Origin of the sequence: Clostridium acidisoli DSM 12555, from assembly GCF_900176305.1 — a bacterium.
GTDB classification, from domain to species: domain Bacteria; phylum Bacillota; class Clostridia; order Clostridiales; family Clostridiaceae; genus Clostridium_I; species Clostridium_I acidisoli.
This window is the reverse complement of the sequence record NZ_FWXH01000007.1, coordinates 53,082-74,072: the sequence shown is the minus strand read 5'-3', so window position 1 is coordinate 74,072 and position 20,991 is coordinate 53,082. Positions and strand designations below refer to the sequence as shown.

The 20,991-nt window shown below is 28.5% G+C and carries 21 protein-coding genes; 8 read left to right on the top strand and 13 right to left on the bottom strand.

Features of this window, described 5'->3' with window-relative positions; genetic code table 11:
- The first annotated feature begins 95 nt into the window (after positions 1–95).
- Together B8978_RS19525 and B8978_RS10835 are read left to right on the top strand one after the other, a co-directional pair.
- Positions 96–530, top strand: a complete 435-nt coding sequence (locus B8978_RS19525) for a MarR family winged helix-turn-helix transcriptional regulator (protein ID WP_139796033.1) — start codon at positions 96–98, stop codon at positions 528–530.
- A gap of 54 nt (positions 531–584) precedes the next feature.
- A complete protein-coding gene (locus B8978_RS10835) occupies positions 585–1,730 on the top strand; it encodes an MFS transporter (RefSeq protein WP_139796040.1) in 1,146 nt (381 codons plus the stop codon).
- A gap of 70 nt (positions 1,731–1,800) precedes the next feature.
- Here B8978_RS10835 and B8978_RS10830 read toward each other — a convergent pair whose 3' ends face one another.
- Positions 1,801–2,388: a nitroreductase family protein gene (locus tag B8978_RS10830; RefSeq protein WP_084116046.1), complete on the bottom strand. Its 588-nt coding sequence runs from the start codon at positions 2,386–2,388 to the stop codon at positions 1,801–1,803.
- A 707-nt stretch (positions 2,389–3,095) separates the two neighbouring features.
- On the opposite strand from B8978_RS10830, the gene B8978_RS20540 reads away from it, so the two are divergent.
- The 4 genes from B8978_RS20540 to B8978_RS10805 all read left to right on the top strand — a co-directional run bounded on the left by B8978_RS20540 (position 3,096) and on the right by B8978_RS10805 (position 6,421).
- Positions 3,096–3,740: an accessory gene regulator ArgB-like protein gene (locus B8978_RS20540; RefSeq protein WP_084116044.1), complete on the top strand. Its 645-nt coding sequence runs from the start codon at positions 3,096–3,098 to the stop codon at positions 3,738–3,740.
- 14 nt (positions 3,741–3,754) lie between these two features.
- Entirely contained in the window at positions 3,755–3,892 is a 138-nt protein-coding gene (locus B8978_RS10815) for a cyclic lactone autoinducer peptide (protein ID WP_084116043.1), read from the top strand.
- A gap of 72 nt (positions 3,893–3,964) precedes the next feature.
- Positions 3,965–5,818: a PAS domain-containing sensor histidine kinase gene (locus B8978_RS10810; RefSeq protein WP_084116042.1), complete on the top strand. Its 1,854-nt coding sequence runs from the start codon at positions 3,965–3,967 to the stop codon at positions 5,816–5,818.
- A gap of 45 nt (positions 5,819–5,863) precedes the next feature.
- Positions 5,864–6,421, top strand: a complete 558-nt coding sequence (locus B8978_RS10805; RefSeq protein ID WP_084116041.1) for a DUF5317 family protein — start codon at positions 5,864–5,866, stop codon at positions 6,419–6,421.
- A gap of 25 nt (positions 6,422–6,446) precedes the next feature.
- On the opposite strand, the gene B8978_RS10800 is transcribed toward B8978_RS10805, so the two are convergent.
- The 4 genes from B8978_RS10800 to B8978_RS10785 form a co-directional block, all read right to left on the bottom strand.
- Positions 6,447–6,824 carry a hypothetical protein gene (locus B8978_RS10800; protein ID WP_084116040.1) on the bottom strand — a complete coding sequence of 126 codons (378 nt, stop codon included), beginning with the start codon at positions 6,822–6,824 and terminating at the stop codon, positions 6,447–6,449.
- A gap of 4 nt (positions 6,825–6,828) precedes the next feature.
- Entirely contained in the window at positions 6,829–7,407 is a 579-nt protein-coding gene (locus B8978_RS10795; RefSeq protein ID WP_084116039.1) for a hypothetical protein, read from the bottom strand.
- A 111-nt stretch (positions 7,408–7,518) separates the two neighbouring features.
- Entirely contained in the window at positions 7,519–9,699 is a 2,181-nt protein-coding gene (locus tag B8978_RS10790) for an ATP-dependent helicase (RefSeq protein WP_084116038.1), read from the bottom strand.
- Between the two features lie 51 nt (positions 9,700–9,750).
- Complete coding sequence (locus B8978_RS10785; RefSeq protein WP_084116037.1) at positions 9,751–10,665, bottom strand: AEC family transporter; 915 nt, start codon at positions 10,663–10,665, stop codon at positions 9,751–9,753.
- A gap of 244 nt (positions 10,666–10,909) precedes the next feature.
- Between B8978_RS10785 and B8978_RS10780 the strand changes: the two genes are divergently transcribed.
- Positions 10,910–12,388, top strand: a complete 1,479-nt coding sequence (locus tag B8978_RS10780; RefSeq protein ID WP_084116036.1) for a nicotinate phosphoribosyltransferase — start codon at positions 10,910–10,912, stop codon at positions 12,386–12,388.
- Positions 12,389–12,398: 10 nt separating this feature from the next.
- Positions 12,399–12,749 carry an iron-sulfur cluster assembly accessory protein gene (locus B8978_RS10775; protein ID WP_084116035.1) on the top strand — a complete coding sequence of 117 codons (351 nt, stop codon included), beginning with the start codon at positions 12,399–12,401 and terminating at the stop codon, positions 12,747–12,749.
- Positions 12,750–12,768: 19 nt separating this feature from the next.
- Here B8978_RS10775 and B8978_RS10770 read toward each other — a convergent pair whose 3' ends face one another.
- From B8978_RS10770 to B8978_RS10735, 8 genes are all read right to left on the bottom strand, one after another.
- Positions 12,769–13,536 carry a DeoR/GlpR family DNA-binding transcription regulator gene (locus B8978_RS10770; protein ID WP_176212678.1) on the bottom strand — a complete coding sequence of 256 codons (768 nt, stop codon included), beginning with the start codon at positions 13,534–13,536 and terminating at the stop codon, positions 12,769–12,771.
- A gap of 17 nt (positions 13,537–13,553) precedes the next feature.
- A complete protein-coding gene (locus B8978_RS10765) occupies positions 13,554–14,243 on the bottom strand; it encodes a response regulator transcription factor (protein ID WP_084116034.1) in 690 nt (229 codons plus the stop codon).
- Positions 14,218–15,702, bottom strand: coding sequence for a sensor histidine kinase (locus B8978_RS10760; protein ID WP_084116032.1), 1,485 nt, complete (start codon positions 15,700–15,702; stop codon positions 14,218–14,220). Before B8978_RS10760 ends, B8978_RS10765 begins: the two co-directional genes overlap by 26 nt.
- 62 nt (positions 15,703–15,764) lie before the next feature.
- Positions 15,765–16,970, bottom strand: a complete 1,206-nt coding sequence (locus B8978_RS10755; protein WP_084116030.1) for an ABC transporter permease — start codon at positions 16,968–16,970, stop codon at positions 15,765–15,767.
- Between the two features lie 43 nt (positions 16,971–17,013).
- Entirely contained in the window at positions 17,014–17,706 is a 693-nt protein-coding gene (locus B8978_RS10750) for an ABC transporter ATP-binding protein (RefSeq protein ID WP_084116028.1), read from the bottom strand.
- A 15-nt stretch (positions 17,707–17,721) separates the two neighbouring features.
- Positions 17,722–18,957, bottom strand: coding sequence for an efflux RND transporter periplasmic adaptor subunit (locus tag B8978_RS10745; RefSeq protein ID WP_084116026.1), 1,236 nt, complete (start codon positions 18,955–18,957; stop codon positions 17,722–17,724).
- 159 nt (positions 18,958–19,116) lie between these two features.
- Positions 19,117–19,809 carry a hypothetical protein gene (locus tag B8978_RS19855; RefSeq protein ID WP_176212677.1) on the bottom strand — a complete coding sequence of 231 codons (693 nt, stop codon included), beginning with the start codon at positions 19,807–19,809 and terminating at the stop codon, positions 19,117–19,119.
- A 245-nt stretch (positions 19,810–20,054) separates the two neighbouring features.
- Positions 20,055–20,972 carry a patatin-like phospholipase family protein gene (locus tag B8978_RS10735; protein ID WP_084116022.1) on the bottom strand — a complete coding sequence of 306 codons (918 nt, stop codon included), beginning with the start codon at positions 20,970–20,972 and terminating at the stop codon, positions 20,055–20,057.
- Between the last annotated feature and the right edge of the window lie 19 nt (positions 20,973–20,991).

The following is a 20,991-nucleotide window of genomic DNA, read 5'->3' as shown; positions in this document are numbered from 1 at the left end:
TATATCATTTTTTAGTTGAATTTATCATAATTTTATGTTTATAATTAATTGTTATACTAATTATTGTTATAACAAAAATATATGGAGGTGACCTTATGATTAAATCTTATGATGAATCCATCGGAAGATTAACTAATATTACAAATAAAAATCTATTACACTTTTTAAACAAAAACCTTGAAAAATTCAACATTACCACTGAGCAATGGACGGTGCTTTTTAATTTGTCCAATCAAAATAAAATAAGTCAAAAGTCATTAGCTAAAATTACAAATAAAGACCAACCTACTTTAACTAGAATATTGGACATTTTAGAACGTAAAAATTTAATAGAAAGACATTCAAGTAAAGAAGATAGACGTTCCTTTCTTTTACATATAACAGAAAATGGGCTAATTCTTAAAGAAAATATACTTCCATTTATAGAAAACCTTTTTAGGGATATCCTTAAAGGAATATCTCCTGAAGATTTAAATATATATATATGCGTTTTATTACAAATAAACAAAAATATTGATAACTTAAAATAAGGAGGATTTAACTTGGAACATTCACAAAAATTATGGACAAAAGGTTATATTTTTATGCTATTATCAAATTTATTTATTTACTTAGGTTTTTATATGTTAACCCCTACACTTCCAGCTTATGCAAAATTGTCTGGCGGAAGCAGCCTAGAAAGCAGTCTTGTTGTTAGTACATTTTCTATAACCTCGCTACTAATTAGACTTTTTACAGGAAACATTATGGACAAAATTGAAATCAAACCACTCCTTTTAATTGGCACAATAATCCTAGCTGCAAGTACATTATCTTATATTTGGCTTCCTTTAGATGCAATTATCTTGATGCGTGTTGTCCAAGGAATAGGTTGGGGACTTGCCTCTACCGGTGCTGCTGCAATTTTTTCTAGTATCATTCCTGAAAAAAGACGTGGTGAAGGTATGGGATATTATTCCCTTTCAATGATAATATCCATGGCTTTGTCACCTGTAGTTGCAATTGTTATTATGAATTTATACAGTTTTAAAAACATTGCTATTATTTCAATAGCTTTAGTTATTGTTGGTGCTATTTTTCTACAAGGTGTAAATCTTAATAAAAAGCTAACCAATACTCCAAATTCAAAGAAAAAAATCAACCTAAAGGATGCTTTTGAACAAAAGGCTGCTTTACCTTCACTTCTATGTTTTTTACTTACAGTTACTCTTTGTGGAATTATGAGCTATATTATGCTGTACGGGAAAGAACTTAAAATAAGTAGTATTTGGATATACTTTGTAGGATATGTTGCTATGGTACTGCTAACTAGACCTGCTGTAGGAAAGATATTTGATAAAAAAGGACATGTAGTTGTAATACTACCTGGTGCCATTTGTATGATTATAGGACTTATTATATTATCCTATGCAGCATCTGTTCCAATACTATTATTATCTTCTTTGTTTTACGGTGTTGGATACGGAGCTGTACAGCCTTCACTTCAAGCTTGGGCAGTAAATCGCTCACCTTCTAATAGAAAAGGTGCAGCTAACGGTACTTTCTTATCTTCTATGGATTTAGCATACACATTTGGTTCTATACTATTAAGTTTTGTTGCTGAAAAAAAGAGTTATGGATTTATGTATAGATTTTCCGCTATATTTATTATTTTGCTTATATTAATATATTCATATAATATATTTAAATCTAAATATTCTAATGAGTCTTTAGAAGAAAAGGTTTCTTAATAACTTATTAGTTAAAGATTTTCACTTATTCTTTCATATGAAAATCTTTAACTTTTTTTGCATTTTCTTATTATTTTATAAACGTAACATGGTTTCCTTTTCTTTCAATAGGCGGCAAATTATTTTGCTCAGAATATCCTAAAACAATTCCACCACAAATAATTTCATCTTCATTAATATCGAATTTTTTTATATAGTTTTTAACAGTATAGTTATCCGCTAGCCATTTCAATTGGTTTACCCAGCATGAACCTATTTTAAGTGACGTAGCTGCAAGCATCATATTCTCTAAGGCAACTGAACAATCTGCCATAGCATTTCCATATCCTCTTAAATTAGAAATCAATATAAGTGTTGGTGCATGATACGTAAAGTCATAATTTCCTTTTTTAGATTGCAATATAGATGCTTTTAAACTTTTATAAGTATCTTCTTTAATTTCCATTTTTGAAAATTCTTCTACAACTAGCGCCTTTAATTCATTTAGTGTTTCTGGACTTTGAATGACAACAAAATGGCTACTTTGATTGTTTCCGCCACTAGGTGCATAACAACCTGCTTCTATTATCTTATCAAGTTCTTCATCTGTTATTTGATTTTGTTTGTATCTTCTAATGCTTCTTCGATTTTGTATTGTTTCGATAACTTTATTTTCCATAGTAACGACAACCTCCATTTTCTATATATAAATTTAATGTTGTATCGTTAATATTATATCAAATAAATTCATTTTATAATGTAACTTTTTATAAATGCTTATGCCGCATAAAATATATATTTTGTCATAAAAAGTAATTTAATACATAAATAAATCGAATTGTTTTTTGATACATTTTATGTATCAAATGGTATAATAATGGTGTAAAATAATTAAAAATATTATAAGAAAGAGTAATGTTATGTTGAAAGTGTCGTTTTTAGAACTATTTTTTAGAGGTTTTCCAGAATCTATTTTATTTATTTGGGCTATAAGCTTGATAAATATGAAAAAAATCAGCAAAAAAGTATGGCTTTTATTAAGTATTTTTTTGTCTATAATTGTATACATGGTAAGATTATTACCCATACAGTTTGGGGTACATACTCTTATAACTGTTGTTTTTCTTATTATTAGTACAAACTATTTTATTAAATTACCATTAACAAGAGCCATATCTTCATCTTTAATTGTAATAACGTTATTATCCATTTGTGAGTTTATAAACTCTGTTCTACTAATACATCTATTTAATATTGATATATTAAATTTAGTTAATATTCCTTCAAAAAAAATTTTAATTTATATGCCTTCATTAGTGCTATTTGCAATTTTTATTCTGATTTTTAATAAATTTAATAAAAATATTGCGAAAGGAGAAAACTAGCATGTTCTTATTAGAACGATTATCCATTAAAATTGGTCATACTGTTGCTATTAGATTAAATTTAGATAACAATCATGAAGAAATTTTAACATATGGAGCTTTTGGACTACTCCAAACATTTTTCTCAATTTTTTTAATTATGACATTTGGTTTTCTCTTTCATGTATTTTTTGAATCATTGGTTATCTCTTTTTCTATTAGTATATTAAGAAAATATTCTGGTGGGGTACATTCCTGTTCTCCAAATCGTTGTGCTCTAATTGGAACTTTTGTTTGTGTATCTTTTAGTTTATTCACAATTTTTATTTTGAAAACTCTTCCCCTTACAATCATATTTTTGCTAATTATTATAAGTTTTATATATTCCTATTATTATATTCATAAACATGCCCCAGTAGATAGCTCTGCAAAGCCAATAAATAACATCTTAAAAAGACAAAAATTAAAGCAATCATCTTTAATAATTGTATGTATATTATATGGAATTATAAGTATTTTACTTCTGTTATATATAAATAGTAGTAATATTAATTTTTTAATCTATGCTTTTTGCATCTCTATAGGGACTACATGGCAAACATTTACTTTAACATATTTAGGTCATAAATTTATACACAAAATAGATTCTATATCAATAAAATTATGAAAGGTGGAATAAAAATGAAGGACAAGTTATCAAAAAAACTATTAGGTGTAACTGCTAGTATTCTAACATTGTTTGCCTTAAGTACAGCTGTTTCTGCATGTTTTTGGGTTCTATATCAACCTGAAGAACCAAAGTGTCTTATAGAAGACTAACATTTAAGGATCGAGAAATCGGTCCTTAAATACTAAAAAATTATATTATTTATAGATGGGTGTGAAATTACGTTGTTTGAATTTGAAGAAAATAATCAGAAAAATGTAAATGATATTATATATGTAATAAAGCTTGCCTCATTATTATTTAGTATATTAATTATTAATAATAATTTTGATTTAAGCTACAATTCATTTGAAAATCATCCAAAACTTAACTATTTTTATTTAAATAGAATTGGCTTCTTCTCCTTATGCATTATTTTAGTTTATCTATTATGGTCATTTTCTACAAAAATATTTGAAAAGCATCAAAATAAAGGCAAAATATATCATATTGAAAATTACATTTTTATCTGCATATTTTCTTTATTAATCCTCCTTTCTGGCACTTATATTTATCAATATAAGTTTTTATTTATGTTTATAATTATTACAGCAACTTTACAATCTGGAAAAAAGCATGGGCTTTTAATAGCTTCTATTTCTTCAATTGTAATATTATTAGTTGACTTGTTTTCTTTTAAAAATTTAAGCTTTAATATATATTTTGAAAATGATTTAATTATTGCTGGAGTATTTATTTTAACTGCATGGCCACTTGGTTATTATGTTGAAATTGAAGAAGAAAATATAAATAGAAAAATCCTACAATTAAATGAGCTTAATAAGAAATTGATGAACGAAAACAATAAAAACAAACGTATTGAAGAAAATTTATTAAAAAATGAAGTTTGTTGCCGTATGATTATTGAAAACTCAAAAGATGTAATCTTAGTTCATGATGATAATAAAGTTATTTTTGCAAATGAAAGTGCAACCAAACTACTAAATTTTAATATGGACGAATTAATAACAAAATCTATTTATGATTTAATTTGCAATGAAAAAAAACGTTACGTAAAAAAAATATTTGAACAAGAATTGAACAATAAAAAAACATTAATAAAATTCCAAGTTAATTTATTAAATAGTAGTGGTGAGCTAATTACAGTTGAATATATTTCAAATTATTTTTTATATGAGGGTAAACCTGCAATATTAAGTATAATACATGATATTTCTTCAGAAATTCAGGTAAAACAATTACAACAAGATGTAGAAAAAAAAGTGGAATTATTAAATGAAACTAAACAATTTAATAACTCTATTATTGAATTATTTGCTAACATTTCTCACGAACTAAAAACTCCCCTAAATGTAATATTTTCAGCTATTCAAGTACTGGACATTTATAAAACCGACAACATAAAATTTGAACATAAAATTGACGAGTATGTAGCATTAATTAAGCAAAATTGTTATAGACTAATGCGATTAATTAACAACTTCTTAGATATTACTAAGGTTGATTCTGGTTTTTTAAAATTAAATCTTGGAAATTATGATATAGTAAAAATAGTAGAGGATATTACTTTATCTGTAGCACCATATGTAGAAAGTAAACATTTAAATCTTGTATTTGATACTGATATTGAAGAGAAAATTATGGGCTTTGATCCTGATAAAATTGAAAGAATTATGCTTAATTTACTTTCAAATGCTGTTAAATATTCTAAAGCAAATGGAAAAATATTAGTAACATTAAATGATATTGGAGATAAAATTTCAATTTCAGTTAAGGATACAGGTCTTGGCATACCAGCTAACAAAGAAAATCTGATATTTGAAAGATTCGGACAAGTTGATAGAACATTAAAACGTATTAGTGAAGGGAGCGGAATAGGTTTATCTTTAGTTAAGTCTTTTGTAGAAATGCATAATGGGACAATTGAATTAAAAAGTCAACTTGGAAAGGGTAGTGAATTTATTATTATTTTACCCGCTAAAATTCTTAAACATCCTGAAAAATATCAAAACATAATATACGAAACCAACACTGATAGAATAAGCATAGAATTTTCAGACATATATACAAACGTTTGACGTTTATTAATATTATTATAATGAAAGAATATACGAGGTAAAAATATGATTGAGACTATATTTATAGCTATTTTAGCCGCAAAAATTAAAAAATATAAAATAAAACCTTTGTTTAAATCTTGGACTGTTTATCCAATGCTAGTTATGGCTTTTTTGTATATAATATTGGAATTTATGATATTTAAAGGAGTTTATTCCCCTGTAAAATATTCAAGCCAATTTAAATTACTGCTGCTTTTATCTGTATTTATTTTAGTAGTTAAATACAATCTGTATATAAATTCTATTATTGGATCGGTTTTTGTTTTATTAGGAAGTTTGTGTAATTATGTAGCAATGAAATCTAATGGTGGTAAAATGCCAGTATTTATATCTTTATCTAAATTCACAGGTTATGCAAAAGCTGATATTTTTAGCAAAGTTAACGATATACACATGCTTGGAACCTCTACAACAAAATTTAAATTTTTAACTGACATCTTTGATGTTGGCTATAGTATAATGAGCATTGGAGATATTTTAATAAGAGTTTTTGTATTTATAATTATATATAAAGCCATAGAATGCATTAATGTTAAAGAAAATGACTTCTACACAATGTAAAAGTCATCCTTTTCACATATTTTTTTTATAGCAATTTGATTCCCGTTATACATATATTATTGTAACCATTTTCTCTTTCTAAATCTCTACAAATTTCTTCTATGTCTCTTTCGTTAAATATCTGGTGATCAATCTCTGTAATTCCACTATCATGAATTTCACACCCATCCATATCATAATACATATAACTTACAAAATATACGAAATCACCTGCTATAAATTGCTCTGGCATTTCTTCAAATGTAACTACAGCTGCACTTCTTAATCCATTATCTCTTATGATTATATCAAGTAATTCCTGAATACTCCTATGTCCTTCTATTGGTCTTGGCGTATTATAAAAAGTACTTAGATATCCACTTTCGTCCCATTTTTCATATTTCAACAATATAAAATATCTCATTTTATTATCTCTTTCTCCTTAATGCAGCTATTATTATTCCTGCTATTATTATCACAATTAATATATCTACAATTACACCGCCTGCAGAAGGTTTTGCATTGTAATAATATTCATGTCCTGTACTGTCATAATAATATGTTCTGTGAGGAAATCCAAAAAAATAAAAGCCACTACTTGTTGCCGATCTATAATAATTTGTTGGCTTTCCTGATTTTGATAATGTTGAACTATATGGAGTAGCTGTTGTGCTACTAGTTCTCTTTGCATTATTTGAGCTACTTGAAGTACTTGTGCCTTTGGAAGTATTTGATTTACTAAATGAGCCTGTTGAATATCCTCCTGCTTTACTTGAAGTATTTGTACTCTTGGAAATGCTCGAATTTTTTGAACTACTTGAACTACTTGTACTTTTCGAACTACCTGTGCTTTTTGAACTACTACTTGTACTACTTGATTTACTAAACGATCCTGAACCATATCCTCCTGCTTTGGTAGAAGGTGTTCCTGCAAATACTATTGATGACTGAACTACTAAAATCAGTACACATAAGATTGTAATTGATATACTTCTAATTTTTTTCATTTTACCCCTCCATATGTAGTTTCAATGACATATATAACTTAACCATTGCCATTATAACAAACTATATATATTTTTACAATATATTGGGTTTTAATCCAATTGAAATTTAGTTTAGATAATCTTCTCAATAAGCCTATTATTCACCAAAATCACAGGGTCAAATTTTCTTTTCACTCCACCCTCAAATTCAATTTCAACAACACTATCATTAAGTTCTGTTATTTTTCCACGGCCAAAAGACATATGTTTTACACTTTCACCTACTTCATATTTACCAGTGTATGAGCTATTAAACTTAAGTCCACATTCTGCTACAAATCTTGATGGATCCTTTGATTTTCCCCTTATATCTCTACTTATGCATATCCATAAACTATCGATTGCTCTAGTTATTCCAACATAAAAAAGTCGTCTTTCTTCTTCTAGGTTGTTTTCTATACTGTTCTTATGCGGTATGGTTTCCTCACAGCAGTTAGCTATAAATACATTTTTAAACTCCATTCCTTTTACACCGTGTATAGTACTAAGTATTACTGCATCTTTGCTTAAATCTTTTTTATTGTTTTTAAGTTTTTCTGCAACCTCTTCTACATGTGCTAAAAAAGTAATTATACTCTTATATTCTTCTGATGATTTTTTAAATTCTTCAATAATTTGAAGCAATTCATTCACATCTGCTTTGAATTTTTTAGAGTATTCAGTTATGTAATCTTGATATCCAAGTTCTAAAATTACAGTTTGAATTGCTCCTGTAAGTGACATTTTATTTAATCTTTGAATTGAATTCTTTAGTTTATCCACAGTTTTCATTTGAAAAAGAGGCAAATCATCTACATTTTTTAAAACTTCAAATAAATCTTCTTTAAACCTATAGGATTTTATTTTTTCAAGATTCACCTTTCCGATGTATCTAAATGGCTTATTTATTATCCTTAAAAAGCTAATTTTATCTGTGCTGTCAATGCTAAGTTTTAAATATGCTAGAATGTCCTTGCAAATAAAATGTTCAAAGAAATTATATTCCCTATCTAAAAGTCTAAATGGTATGTCCCTTCTTATGAAATTATCTATAAGACTTCTACTCTCAACGTTTGTCCTATAAAGAATAGCAAAATCACTATACTTCTCTTCATTTACTTCTTTCAGCTTTATAATGTTCTGATAAATTTCTTCTGCCTGCATATTTTCATTTGCATTATTAAGTACAGTTATATTACCTTCTTCAGATTTATTTGCATATATGGCTTTTTCGTTTCTCATTAGATTGTTCTTTATAAGATTTTTTGAAATATCAACTATATTACATTTGCTCCTATAATTTTTGTTTAGATATATCTTTTGTCCATCAATAAATACTTTATTAAACTCTACCATACAGTCAGGTCTCGAGCCTCTAAATCCATAAATACATTGATCTTCATCTCCTACGGCATATATACTATTCTCCCTATTTAAAAGTTTTAGAAGTTCTATTTGTAGTAAATCTGAATCCTGAAACTCATCAACTAACATATATTTAAATAGTTTTCCATACCCCATCAACAAATTTTCATTATGTTTAAAGAGTTCTAAGCATTGAAGTTGAATATCATCAAAATCAATTAAACCTTTTTCTTTCTTATATCCCTCATAATTATCTAGACATTCCTTAAATATGCCTTTTTCAATTGATGGTTGAAATTCATCGAAGACCCTTCTTGAAGTTTTATATTTTGATATATCACCTATAACCTCTCTTGATTTATCTTCGCTTACTTCATCCATATATTTTAATAATACATGTTTAACAATTCTATAACTTTCATATGCTTCAATTATATTAATAGAATTTTTGTATCTCCTTAATATCCTGTAAAACAAACCATGAAAAGTACCAAAAAACGGTTCATTTATAGTCTTAAATAAATTTTTATATCTTTTTTTCATATTTATTGCTGCAGCTCTAGTAAAAGTTATTACAACTATATTTTCAGCTTTAATTGCAAAATATCTAAGTACATCTGGTATAACATTTTCATCATTATTAAAATAACGTTTCAAAACTTCTATTTGTTCTTTTGTTATAGAATTTGGAATAAGCTTTGTATTATAGGTAGGTCCAAAAGTACATAAATAATCTACTCTATTTATGATAACCTGGGTTTTCCCAGCACCTGGACAAGCTATTACTATACAATTTTTATCATTGTTTAATACCGCATTAATTTGAGAATTATCAAGCTTATTGTATCTATTCTCTATTATTTTATCTCTTAAACTGCAAAATTCTTCTGTTAATTGCTGTTCCATCATTTAACCACCTAAATAAAAAAATCCTTTTACTATTTATTATTGACAAGTTTCCTATAATAATAACTTAATAATTACAGGAATTGCCACTATTGAAAGTACTGTACTTACAAATATGCTTTTTATTGCTAAAAGCTCGTCCCCTCCATATTGAAAGCTTAAAACTGCTGCATTAGATGCTGCAGGCATAGCTTCGAGTAACACTATTATATCAATTATTAATGTGGGAGCACCAACAAGTTTTAATGTAAAAAAGGTTAACACTGGTACAACAATAAGCTTTATAAAACTTATTATGTATACTGTTTTACCACTAATTGCATTCTTAACCTTCGTGTCAGCAAGCATAACTCCAACTATTATCATTGATAATGGTGAGGTCATTGAACCAACAGAACTAATCATTGAGGACAATACATATGGGATCTTTATACCTGTAACAAGAATAATTATTCCTATTATAATAGCCACTATAGCCGGATTTAAAATTATTTTTTTTAGTTCTTTAAAGGAGCTTCCTCCCTCTACATCTAATACCATTATTCCGTAGCTAAACATAAAAACATTTAAGACTATTCCAAAAATTGAACAATAAAATACACCTGGGTTGCCATATAATCCTTTAAGCACTGGATAACCCATAAAACCAGAATTTGAAAATAAGGTTACAAATTTTGCTACACCTCTCTTATTTATTGGCACTTTACAATAAACTATTTTAGAAAATACTATAATTACGATATGCACTATTATTGTATACATAAATAGTTTTTCAGCATTAACTATCATACTTTTTGAAAAATTAGTGTTAAAAGAACTTATTATTAATAGTGGCAGCGTTATTTTTAAAAGCAATTTGCTAAGTCCATCATTTATTTGCTTATTTATATAATTCCTTTTTCTCGCATATATCCCTACAAAAATCATTAGAAACAAAATTAACACCTGATTTATTACATCTGAATTCAAAAAATCATCTCCTTCTAATTTACAATACAATATATTGTACAACTTTTTTAGTTACTTAACAAAAAAATTATATTAAAACACCGTTATTTCCACAAATAAAAAAAATATTGTATAATATATAATTAAGTAATAAAATGAATGTAATTATTCTTAGGTTAATTTTATGGAATTAAGAAATATTCTACAAAATCATGCATTTTGAAAAATGTTTCTAATACAATTTAAAGATAGGAGAGTTTTTATTATGGAACTCAATAAAAATTTTAATGTAAGAAATGAAAGAAATCTTACAATGCTTGTAGACTTTTATGAACTCACTATGGGAAATGGATATCTAGAAAATGGTGTAGGTGATAAGATTGCTTACTTTGATATGTTTTTTAGAAAAGTCCCTGATGATGGTGGATATTGTATAATGGCTGGTGTTACCCAATTAATTGAATATTTATCAAGTCTAAAATTTACAGAAGAAGATATTGAATACTTGAAATATAAAGGTTGTTTTTCTGAAAAGTTCTTAAACTATTTAAGAAACTTTAAATTTTCTTGTGATGTTTTTGCAGTTCCAGAAGGAAATCCAGTTTTCCCAAATGAACCTTTAGTTACAGTAAAAGGGCCTGCTATCCAAGCCCAATTTGTAGAAACTATGATTCTTTTAACTGTTAATCATCAAACTTTAATTGCAACAAAAGCAAATAGGATCTGCAGAGCCGCAAATGGAAGACCTGTTATGGAGTTTGGTTCAAGAAGAGCTCAAGGTTATGATGGTGCTGTTTATGGCTCTAGAGCTGCTGTAATTGGTGGTTGTAGTGCTACAGCTTGTACAATTTCAGAAGAAATGTTTGGCATACCTGCAATTGGTACAATGGCTCATTCTTGGGTTCAACTATTTGATAATGAATATGAATCTTTCAAAGCTTGGGCAAATGTTTATCCTGACAACTGCCTTCTATTAATTGATACATATAACGTTTTAAAATCTGGACTACCAAATGCAATAAAAGTATTTGATGAAGTTCTAAAACCAAAGGGAATTAGACCTGTTGGAATTAGAATTGACAGTGGTGACATAACTTACCTCACTAAAAAATGCAGACAAATATTAGATGATGCAGGATATCCTGATGCTAAAATTACAATTTCAAATTCTTTAGACGAACATATTATTACAGATGTTTTGGCACAAGGTGCTAAAATAGATAGCTTTGGAGTAGGTGAAAGACTAATCACTGCAAAATCAGAGCCTGTTTTTGGTGGTGTGTATAAATTAGTAGCAATTGAAAACAATAATATTATTGTACCTAAAATAAAAATAAGTGAAAATGAAGAAAAGATAACTAACCCTGGTTTTAAAAAGATATATAGAATATTTGATAAAACTACTAATAAGGCTCTTGCTGACCTAATTACCCTTAATGATGAAGTAATTGATGAAACAAAAACACTTGAAATATTTGACCCAATTTATAATTGGAAAAAGAAAAAACTAAAAAATTATTATATTAAAGACCTGCATGTTCAAATATTTAAAAATGGTAAACCTATATATGAAAGTCCTGCTGTAAGCGAAATAAAATCTTTTGCTGAAGAAGAAACAAACAAACTTTGGCCAGAAGTATTAAGACTTGAAAATCCTCATAATTATTATGTAGATCTTTCTAGCAAGCTTTGGAATTTAAAACAAAACTTACTCCACAGTTATTCTGAAATATACGAAGAATAAGGAGACCAAAATGGATATAGATGTATCTAGTGAAGCATACTCAAATTTATATACTTTACTCAAGCAGCATAATGAATATAATTGTGTTCGTTTTTCACATTTAAGTTCTTGCTGTAAAAATGCTACTGTAGATGTAATTTTAGATGAAGTAGCCCCTAACGATTCAATAAATAAAATTAAAAACATCAATTTTGTATATTCAAAAGAATTAGAAGAAAAGATTAAGAGTATTAATTTAATCTATAGAGACTCAAATTTTCTACTTAAGTGTGAACCTTTAGTTCAAAACAAATCATGTTCAAATTGTGGCAATAATGGAAGTGACTGCGGCAGCTGCAGTGGATGTAACTTTAAGAAATAACTACTATAGTAGTTATTTCTTATTCAATTTCTGCTACCATTACCTCAACCCTATTATAATAAAAAATCTCCATTAAATCCTTATCTGGTAATTTATCTGTTATAATTACGTCAATATCACTAATATCTGCACACTTAAAGAATCCTTTTCTACCAAATTTAGAATGGTCTGCTAAAACGATTACTTGATTTGACTGCTTTATCATTTTTTTCACTACATGTCCATCTTCTTCTTGTGCTACCGTTAATCCATCTTCAGAAATTCCAACAGTGCCTATAAACGCCTTATCTACACAATAATTTGAAAGTTCTGCTATGGTTGATGGTCCATATAAATATCTGTGCTCCTTGTTTATCTTTCCTCCCAATAAAAATATATCTGTATTTTCGATTTCTATAACTAATTCCGCTAAATTGATTGAATTAGTTATAATATAACAATTTTTTTCATTAATAAATTCTACACACGCCTCCACAGTAGTTGAAGAATCCAAGATAATTTTTTTCCCATTCTTTATAAGTGCTGCTGCCATTTTACCAATAATTTTTTTCTCATTTGAATAACTTTTAAGTCTATCCTTATAACATTTAACCTCTTTATTTAAAATTGGTAAAACCGCTCCACCATGAGTTCTTGTCAAAATTCCACGTTTCTCTAAACTTAATAAATCTTTTCTCGCGGTATATCTAGAAATACCACATAACTTACATATAATCTCTAATGTAATATATTTATTTTCTTTAATATATTGTACAATCTCTGTCATTCTTTTGTCTTGATTTAACATTTAAACTCACCTCAAAATCAAACTTCAAATCTATAACCAACCCCCCAAATAGTTTCTATATATTGGGGATTCGAGGGGTCAATTTCTATTTTTTCTCTTATTTTTCTTATATGCACTGTTACTGTTGACAAATCTCCTTGAGAATCCATACCCCATATTTTAACAAAAATTTCATCTTTGGTAAATACCCTATTGGGATTAGTAGCCAAAAACGTTAGAAGATCAAACTCCTTAGTGGTAAATATAATTTCCTTTTCATTAAGAAAAACTCTCCTTGATGCTTTATCAATTAAAAGGCCTCGTATCTTAATCTCTTCTTTTTTTTCTTCAATTCCACTTAATCTATCATATCTAGCTAAATGTGCTTTTACTCTAGCAACAAGCTCACTAGGACTAAATGGTTTTGTTATATAATCATCAGCTCCTAATCCAAGTCCTCTTATTTTATCTATATCCTCCTTTTTCGCAGATATCATAATTATAGGGATTTCTTTCACTTTCCTTATTTGCTTACATATTTCAAATCCATCCAAATCCGGCAGCATTAAATCTAATATTACAAGATCATATTGGTCCTCTTTAGCTTTAATAAGTCCCTTTCTTCCATTGCACTCTATATCAACTGCATACCCACTTATTTCAAGATAATCCCTTTCAAGTTCTGCTATACTTAATTCATCTTCAACTATTAATATCCTCTTTCCCATAGTCATCTCTCCACTTTTTTAATTTAAATATTATATTCGTCCCATAATAATTTTCACTCTCTGCCCATATAGTTCCGCCATGTTCTTCTATTATTCTCTTAGAAATAGCAAGCCCTAAACCACTTCCTCCTGTTTCTGAATTACGTGAAAAATCTGATCTATAAAATCTATCAAATATATATGGTATTGCCTCTTTTGAAATTCCCATGCCATTATCTTTAAAACTAATTGTACAAAAGTTTTTGTCATTTTTTATATTGATAAATATTTCTCCTATGTCTTTATCCATGTATTTTACTGAATTATTAATAATATTCATAATTACCCTTTTTAATTTTTCCCTATCTGCCGTCACATAAATTTTTTCTAAAAGTTTACACTGAAGTTTTATATTAATGTTTTTTTTATCAAGATCAAATTTAAGCTCTTCTATACAATCTCTTAAATAATTTAATATATCTACCTTTTCAAAATTAAAAGGAAGTTTTTTCAAATCTAGTTTAGAAAATAAAAAAAGTTCATCTATAAGCTTATCTAGATCTGTAGCTTTTATATATATTGTATTAATATATTTGTCCATTTTTTCTGGTGTATCTGCTACCCCATCCTTTATACCTTCAACATAACCTTTTATCGCTGTTACAGGTGTCTTTAAATCATGGGATATATTTGAAATTAATTCCTTTCTATTACTTTCGTATTGAAGTTGTACTTCTAAGGATTTTTTTAACCTAAACCTCATTTCTTCAAATGCTGTACTTAGTTCTCCAATTTCATCATTTGATGTAACATTAATCTCAAAATCTAAATTTCCATTTTTTATTAATATAACCCCATCTTTAAGTTTTTCTAATGGCTTTACTATACTTTTAGACATTATAAATGTCAAAATACTACTTGTTAATACAAATATTATTACTAACAATATAACCTCAATTATAAAAAAACTGTAAAAAATATTTTCCGCAGATGACACATTTAAAAACAAAAATATCGATACTTTGCTGCCATCTTCAACATAAAAGTCATATTGTTTTAACAACATAAATTTATTTTCAGCTATGGAATGTGGTCTGTTTGCACCTTCATATTCTCCGAATTTAGGCAATATATTATGTTCAACTCCATTTTTTAGGAATGGAGACATATACACTATATTATTATTTTTTCTTATTGCCACACCCGTTTGATCATTTAAATATTTATTCTGATTTTCAAAAAAGTTAGCATTTTCTGATTCTTTTTTATGAGATAACATATAATTTTTAATATTATTTATTGCTATTGAATCCTTTTCAATAATATTTTCTACTGGTTCACCATGAAATCCAACATTATAAACACCTTTTATAGTGTTTTTAAGTATTCCACTTGTAAAAAATGTGATTACAACAAATATAATAGTAGGTATTAAAAGCATTGCAATATACGATATTATAAGTCTCTTTTTTATCGACATAGTACCTCCATATTTAAAAATGTCAGCAAAACAATCCTGCCGACATTTTTAAAAGCGATAATTTATTCATACCTTAAGGCTTCAATAGGATCTAGTGAAGCTGCTTTTTTAGCTGGATATATTCCAAAGAATATTCCTACCGCCGATGAAAATAATATAGCTGCTATAACTACTACAGGTGAAACTACAGGTGTTACATTTACAAAATTACCTACAATTTCAGATGCACTTATTCCTATAATCATTCCAATAACTCCACCAATAAGAGAAATTATAACAGATTCAGTTAAAAATTGAACCATAATGTTCTGAGTAGTTGCTCCAATAGCTTTTCTAATGCCAATTTCCCTTGTTCTTTCAGTAACTGATACAAGCATTATGTTCATAACTCCAATACCACCAACTATAAGAGAAATTCCAGCTACTGCTCCGATAAAGTCCGTAAATATACTCAAAACCTTATTTATTTGATCCATTTGTTTAAATAAATTAGTTGCTGTATAGATGCTTTTTCCTCTGTTATTATGCCTACTTTCTAATATACTTACTGCACTGTTACCTGCATCCTCTACATCTTCCTTAGAATCTGCTGCTACAGTTAAATTGCTAATTGTAAAGTTAGTTGAATACATGGTCTCAGCAAAGGAAATTGGTACATCTACAGATATAGATGCATTGGGGCCTCCACCTCCAAAACTACCTGAAGAACTTCTTATACCCACAATTGTAACTTTCTTACTAGCACCAATAGGACCTAAATCCATAGTTTTTCCAACTGCATCAGCACTGCCAAACAATTGTTTAGCTGCATTATCGTCAATTACCGCAACGGCTTTTCCTTCATTTTCCTCAAACTCATTAAAATATCTACCATAGGATATATCGTAGTTTTGTATATCTGCATAATCAGTAGTTGCACCTGTAATATTTGCATTTTTTGATTCAATACTAGATACCGCAGTTCCTCTTTCCGATACTGTTGGACTTACATATTTTATCGTATTTACCTCTTGTTTAATCTTTGTAGCATCTTTTAAAGTAAAGTAATCACTTTTCTGCGCTTTAGTTGAATCTAAACTTATAGTTACTGTAGTTGCACCTATTTTATTAAACTGATCTGTAACAGCACTTTGACCACCTTGTCCTAGTGATACAATTGCTATTACGGAGCTTATTCCTATAATTATTCCTAACATAGTAAGAAAGGATCTCATCTTATTTGCTATTATGCTTTCAACTGCTATTTGTAAACTCTCTAAAAAATTCATATTACCCTCCTTTTCAAAGCATCCTTTAGGAATTGGTTAATTGCTATAACCTAATTCTATCTTTTACATCTTCGTCAGATGTTATTTCACCATCCTTAAACCTTACAATTCTCTTTGTATAAACGGCAACATCTGGTTCATGTGTTACCATAACTACTGTGGAGCCCTCATCATTTAAATCTTGAAAAATTTTCATTATTTCAAAAGTTGATTTTGTATCAAGATTTCCAGTTGGCTCATCTGCCATAATAACATTCGGTCTATTAACTATTGCTCTAGCAATTGCAACTCTTTGTTTTTGTCCACCTGAAATTTCATTTGGTTTATGTTTAACTCTATCACCTAGTGCAACCTTTTCTAATGCCTCCAATGCTCTTTCTCTTCTCTCCTTTGCAGGAACACCAGCATAAACCATTGGTAATGCAACATTTTCTAGTACTGTTAGTCTTGGTAATAAATTAAAAGCTTGAAAAACAAAACCTATTTCTTTATTTCTTACAAGTGCCAATTCATTGCCTGTAAGATTTGAAACATCTTGACCATTAAGCATGTATTTTCCTGAATCCATTTTATCAAGGCACCCTAGTATGTTCATAAAAGTAGATTTTCCTGAACCAGAAGGTCCCATTATTGAAGTAAATTCTCCCTTTTCTATCCTCAAATTTACGCCCTTAAGTGCAGTAAAATCTATATCTCCAGCTACATATTTTTTAATAATATTAGTAACCTCAATCATATTTTGTAGCCCCCTTTAATTAGTTTTTACTAAAGTACCATCTTGTATTGATGCACTTGGATTAAGTATAACTTTATCTGAAGTATTAAGTCCACTTTTAATTTCTGCATCAGTATCTGATTGCAAGCCTAATTGCACTTCCTTCTTATATGCCTTGCCATTTGATATAACAAAAACATAGTTATTTCCTGACTTATCTGTTTTTATGCTCTCAGCTGGAACCTTTATAACATTATCACTTTCTCCTGTTAATATATTTACATCTGCATCAAAGCCTTCTACTAAGCCATCTTGAGGTGCATCTATATCTACATCTGCTGTAAGGGTTGTACTTTGAGTTCCAGAACTTGTTGAAGTCTCTGCTGATGGCGCTACATAAGATACCTTACCTGTATAATTTTTATTTGCAAAGTTTAATGTTGCACCTTCTCCAACCTTAACTTCACTAGCACTGTATTTATCTAAGTTTACTTCCGCCTCTAAACTGCTTTGATCCTCTATTGTTACCGCTGCACTACTACCGCTTCCTGAAGCTACACTACCTGTTCCTGAATTTCCTACCTGAGCATTTAAAGCTGTAACTACGCCATCAAAGTCTGCTACATTGGAATCCACATTGTTTGCCAAATTTTCATTAGCTGTATTTAAATTAACCTGCGCTAAATTTATTGAATTATCCGCTTGTTTTAATTTTTCTGTTTCATCTGGAATTTGATCTTTTGTACTGTTTAAAGTTGTTAGTGTAGAGTTTAGTGTTTGTAACTGTTTATCTCCACCTGCAGCGCTATACGCAGCCGGATTAGATTTTTGAAGTGCAGTCAAATTATTTATCTGATTTGTAGTATCTGTAATCTGATTGTTTGTATCCGCAAGTTTTTGATTATTTAAATTTTGTGTATTTATCAAATCTTGTTTTTGACTTTGGGCAGTACTTAAATTTATTTGAGCCTGCTTTACTGCTGCATTTAAGTCTTGAACCTGGTATGTAACCAAAACCTGTCCTTTTTTCACCTTATCACCAACTTTTACATTTACAGTTTTAACCTTAGCTTGTGATGGTGCAAAATAATCCTTGCTGTTTTTTGACTTTATTGTTGCTGTTGTTGAAAAATAAGCCTTTATATCTCCTTTAGTTACACTTGCTGTTTTAACAGTTATAAAATTCCCTTTATTTTTTCCCATTCTACTTAATCCTATTGCTCCAACAATAACTACTATAACAATTATACCTATTATAAATTTTTTCTTCATAATATGCCTCGTACCCCCTTTAAAATTTTATATCACGTTTTTTGCTTTTAGATATAATTACATTTTACAATTTATTTATAAATTCACAATAAAATAATTCTTAAAATTCTATAAAAATAAAACTAGAAATTAATTTCTAGTTTTACCTTATAACAAATTTTAATGCTTATTTTTATGTTTAAATTTTAAAAATCTTTTTTTGTTTTCTACATTTGTAAAATACATCTTATTAGATTTTATATTTTTTATTATGTATACACCTGCTGCCACTATTATTATAAAAATCATTACAAACCCAATTACCTTTTTTCGCTGAATAGAATTATCTATATTGCTTCCAGTTAAGGTTTCTTCATTAACATTTGGTTTCTGATCACTTTCATTAGCTTTAACAACATTATTACTACTACTAATATTTTGTGTCGTATTATTAGTGTCTGATACAACATTGGCTTGTACAGAATTCACAGTATTTTCAGTACTATTAGTAGTTATTGTAGCCTTTTTATTGATTGTCGTATTAGTAACATTTGTATTTGATTTTTGGGTTGTTTTGTTTTTAGTTGAAGTTGAATTAATACTTCTAGTTATTGTAGATGGTTTTGCATTACTTCTTTGTGGTTCTTGTGTAGATTGTTGCGTTGGTGCTGAATTTGGCGTTGGTGCTAGATTCGGTGCTGGCGTTGGATTCGGTGTTGGCGCTGGGTCTGGTGTTGGATCCGGCGTTGGCGCTGGGTCCGGCGTTGGTGTTACTTGTCCAGAATTTCCACTATCATTTGTTTCTCCACCAGTTGAATTATCTTGCTGTACTGAATTATCATTTGTATCTAATAAATTAACATATTTTTTCACAAACGCGTTAGTTTTTATTTTATTTGTATATTGGACGAATGAATTATAGTATGAAACATAAATGCAAAAAAATAATACTAAAAACGAAACAGTTAGTTTTAATTTCTTCCTCATAATCATTACCCACTTTGCAAAAATTACATAAATTACGTTATTGCATAATAATCGTAAAATTATATTTATATTTTACAATTGATAAATTTTTATGTCAATTGATATAGCAATAATATTACATTTTTTTGCATCTAAACCCTATATTTTGATATATAATCATGAAAACTCCAACTATTTAAAAATTCATTTGTACTATTAAATCCAGATTCACAAAGTCTAATGCACTTTTTTCGTGATATATTAAATTCTGTGGTTCTTACCCCTGCAGTGTTTATTGTAATTGTTCTAACTGCGTTTCTATCTGGTAAATATTCCTCTTCATTTCTATCAATCATTGTTTCTACAACATCAATAAAATATGAAAACAGATCTTTTCCATGACTATTCATATTTTTATTCGTATTAGTTTTTAACTTGAAGCCGAAGGTAGGCCACATTGGAGTATCTCTTACATCAAATATCCATATAGGAAAATTGCTTATTATGCCACCATCTACAATATAACTTATGTTGTTATTATATTTTATTTTAACTGGTTTAAAAAAAAATGGTATACTTGAACTCATTCTAACTGCCTTTGCTATTTCAAATTCTGAGGGCTCAATGCCATATTTTTTTAAATCATCAGGAATTATTACAATGTTCCTTTTTGTTACGTCTGCAGCAATTATTTTAAGAGTTCTACCTTCATACATTCCAAGGTCTTTAAATTTTATTATTCCTTTTTTCTTTAGCAGTTTATAAACCCATTCTTCAATTGCACGCCCATCATAAAATCCTTTGCTTCTTATAAGTTCCATAGCATTGCCAACCAATGGAATATCGCCATATACACTGTTTCTTAAAAACTTTCTATAATCCATATTAATCATTATTTCTCTTAGTTCTTTCCCACTATAACCAGCACAAAGCAATGCTGCTGTAATGGCTCCTGCTGATGTTCCTGCAACCTTATTAAACGTGTATCCTTTCTCTTCTAGAGCCTGAATTCCACCTGCAAATGCTATTGCCTTTACTCCTCCACCTTGAAATACAACATCAACTTTCATATAAAACTCCTAACTAACA

Coding starts and splice junctions, on each gene's coding strand:
- B8978_RS19525 (WP_139796033.1), top strand. CDS start 96: ATGATTAAATCTTATGATGAATCCATCGGAAGATTAACTAATATTACA.
- B8978_RS10835 (WP_139796040.1), top strand. CDS start 585: ATGCTATTATCAAATTTATTTATTTACTTAGGTTTTTATATGTTAACC.
- B8978_RS10830 (WP_084116046.1), bottom strand. CDS start 2,388: ATGGAAAATAAAGTTATCGAAACAATACAAAATCGAAGAAGCATTAGA.
- B8978_RS20540 (WP_084116044.1), top strand. CDS start 3,096: ATGTTCTTATTAGAACGATTATCCATTAAAATTGGTCATACTGTTGCT.
- B8978_RS10815 (WP_084116043.1), top strand. CDS start 3,755: ATGAAGGACAAGTTATCAAAAAAACTATTAGGTGTAACTGCTAGTATT.
- B8978_RS10805 (WP_084116041.1), top strand. CDS start 5,864: ATGATTGAGACTATATTTATAGCTATTTTAGCCGCAAAAATTAAAAAA.
- B8978_RS10800 (WP_084116040.1), bottom strand. CDS start 6,824: ATGAGATATTTTATATTGTTGAAATATGAAAAATGGGACGAAAGTGGA.
- B8978_RS10795 (WP_084116039.1), bottom strand. CDS start 7,407: ATGAAAAAAATTAGAAGTATATCAATTACAATCTTATGTGTACTGATT.
- B8978_RS10790 (WP_084116038.1), bottom strand. CDS start 9,699: ATGATGGAACAGCAATTAACAGAAGAATTTTGCAGTTTAAGAGATAAA.
- B8978_RS10780 (WP_084116036.1), top strand. CDS start 10,910: ATGGAACTCAATAAAAATTTTAATGTAAGAAATGAAAGAAATCTTACA.
- B8978_RS10775 (WP_084116035.1), top strand. CDS start 12,399: ATGGATATAGATGTATCTAGTGAAGCATACTCAAATTTATATACTTTA.
- B8978_RS10770 (WP_176212678.1), bottom strand. CDS start 13,536: ATGTTAAATCAAGACAAAAGAATGACAGAGATTGTACAATATATTAAA.
- B8978_RS10765 (WP_084116034.1), bottom strand. CDS start 14,243: ATGGGAAAGAGGATATTAATAGTTGAAGATGAATTAAGTATAGCAGAA.
- B8978_RS10760 (WP_084116032.1), bottom strand. CDS start 15,702: ATGTCGATAAAAAAGAGACTTATAATATCGTATATTGCAATGCTTTTA.
- B8978_RS10755 (WP_084116030.1), bottom strand. CDS start 16,970: ATGAATTTTTTAGAGAGTTTACAAATAGCAGTTGAAAGCATAATAGCA.
- B8978_RS10750 (WP_084116028.1), bottom strand. CDS start 17,706: ATGATTGAGGTTACTAATATTATTAAAAAATATGTAGCTGGAGATATA.
- B8978_RS10745 (WP_084116026.1), bottom strand. CDS start 18,957: ATGAAGAAAAAATTTATAATAGGTATAATTGTTATAGTAGTTATTGTT.
- B8978_RS10735 (WP_084116022.1), bottom strand. CDS start 20,972: ATGAAAGTTGATGTTGTATTTCAAGGTGGAGGAGTAAAGGCAATAGCA.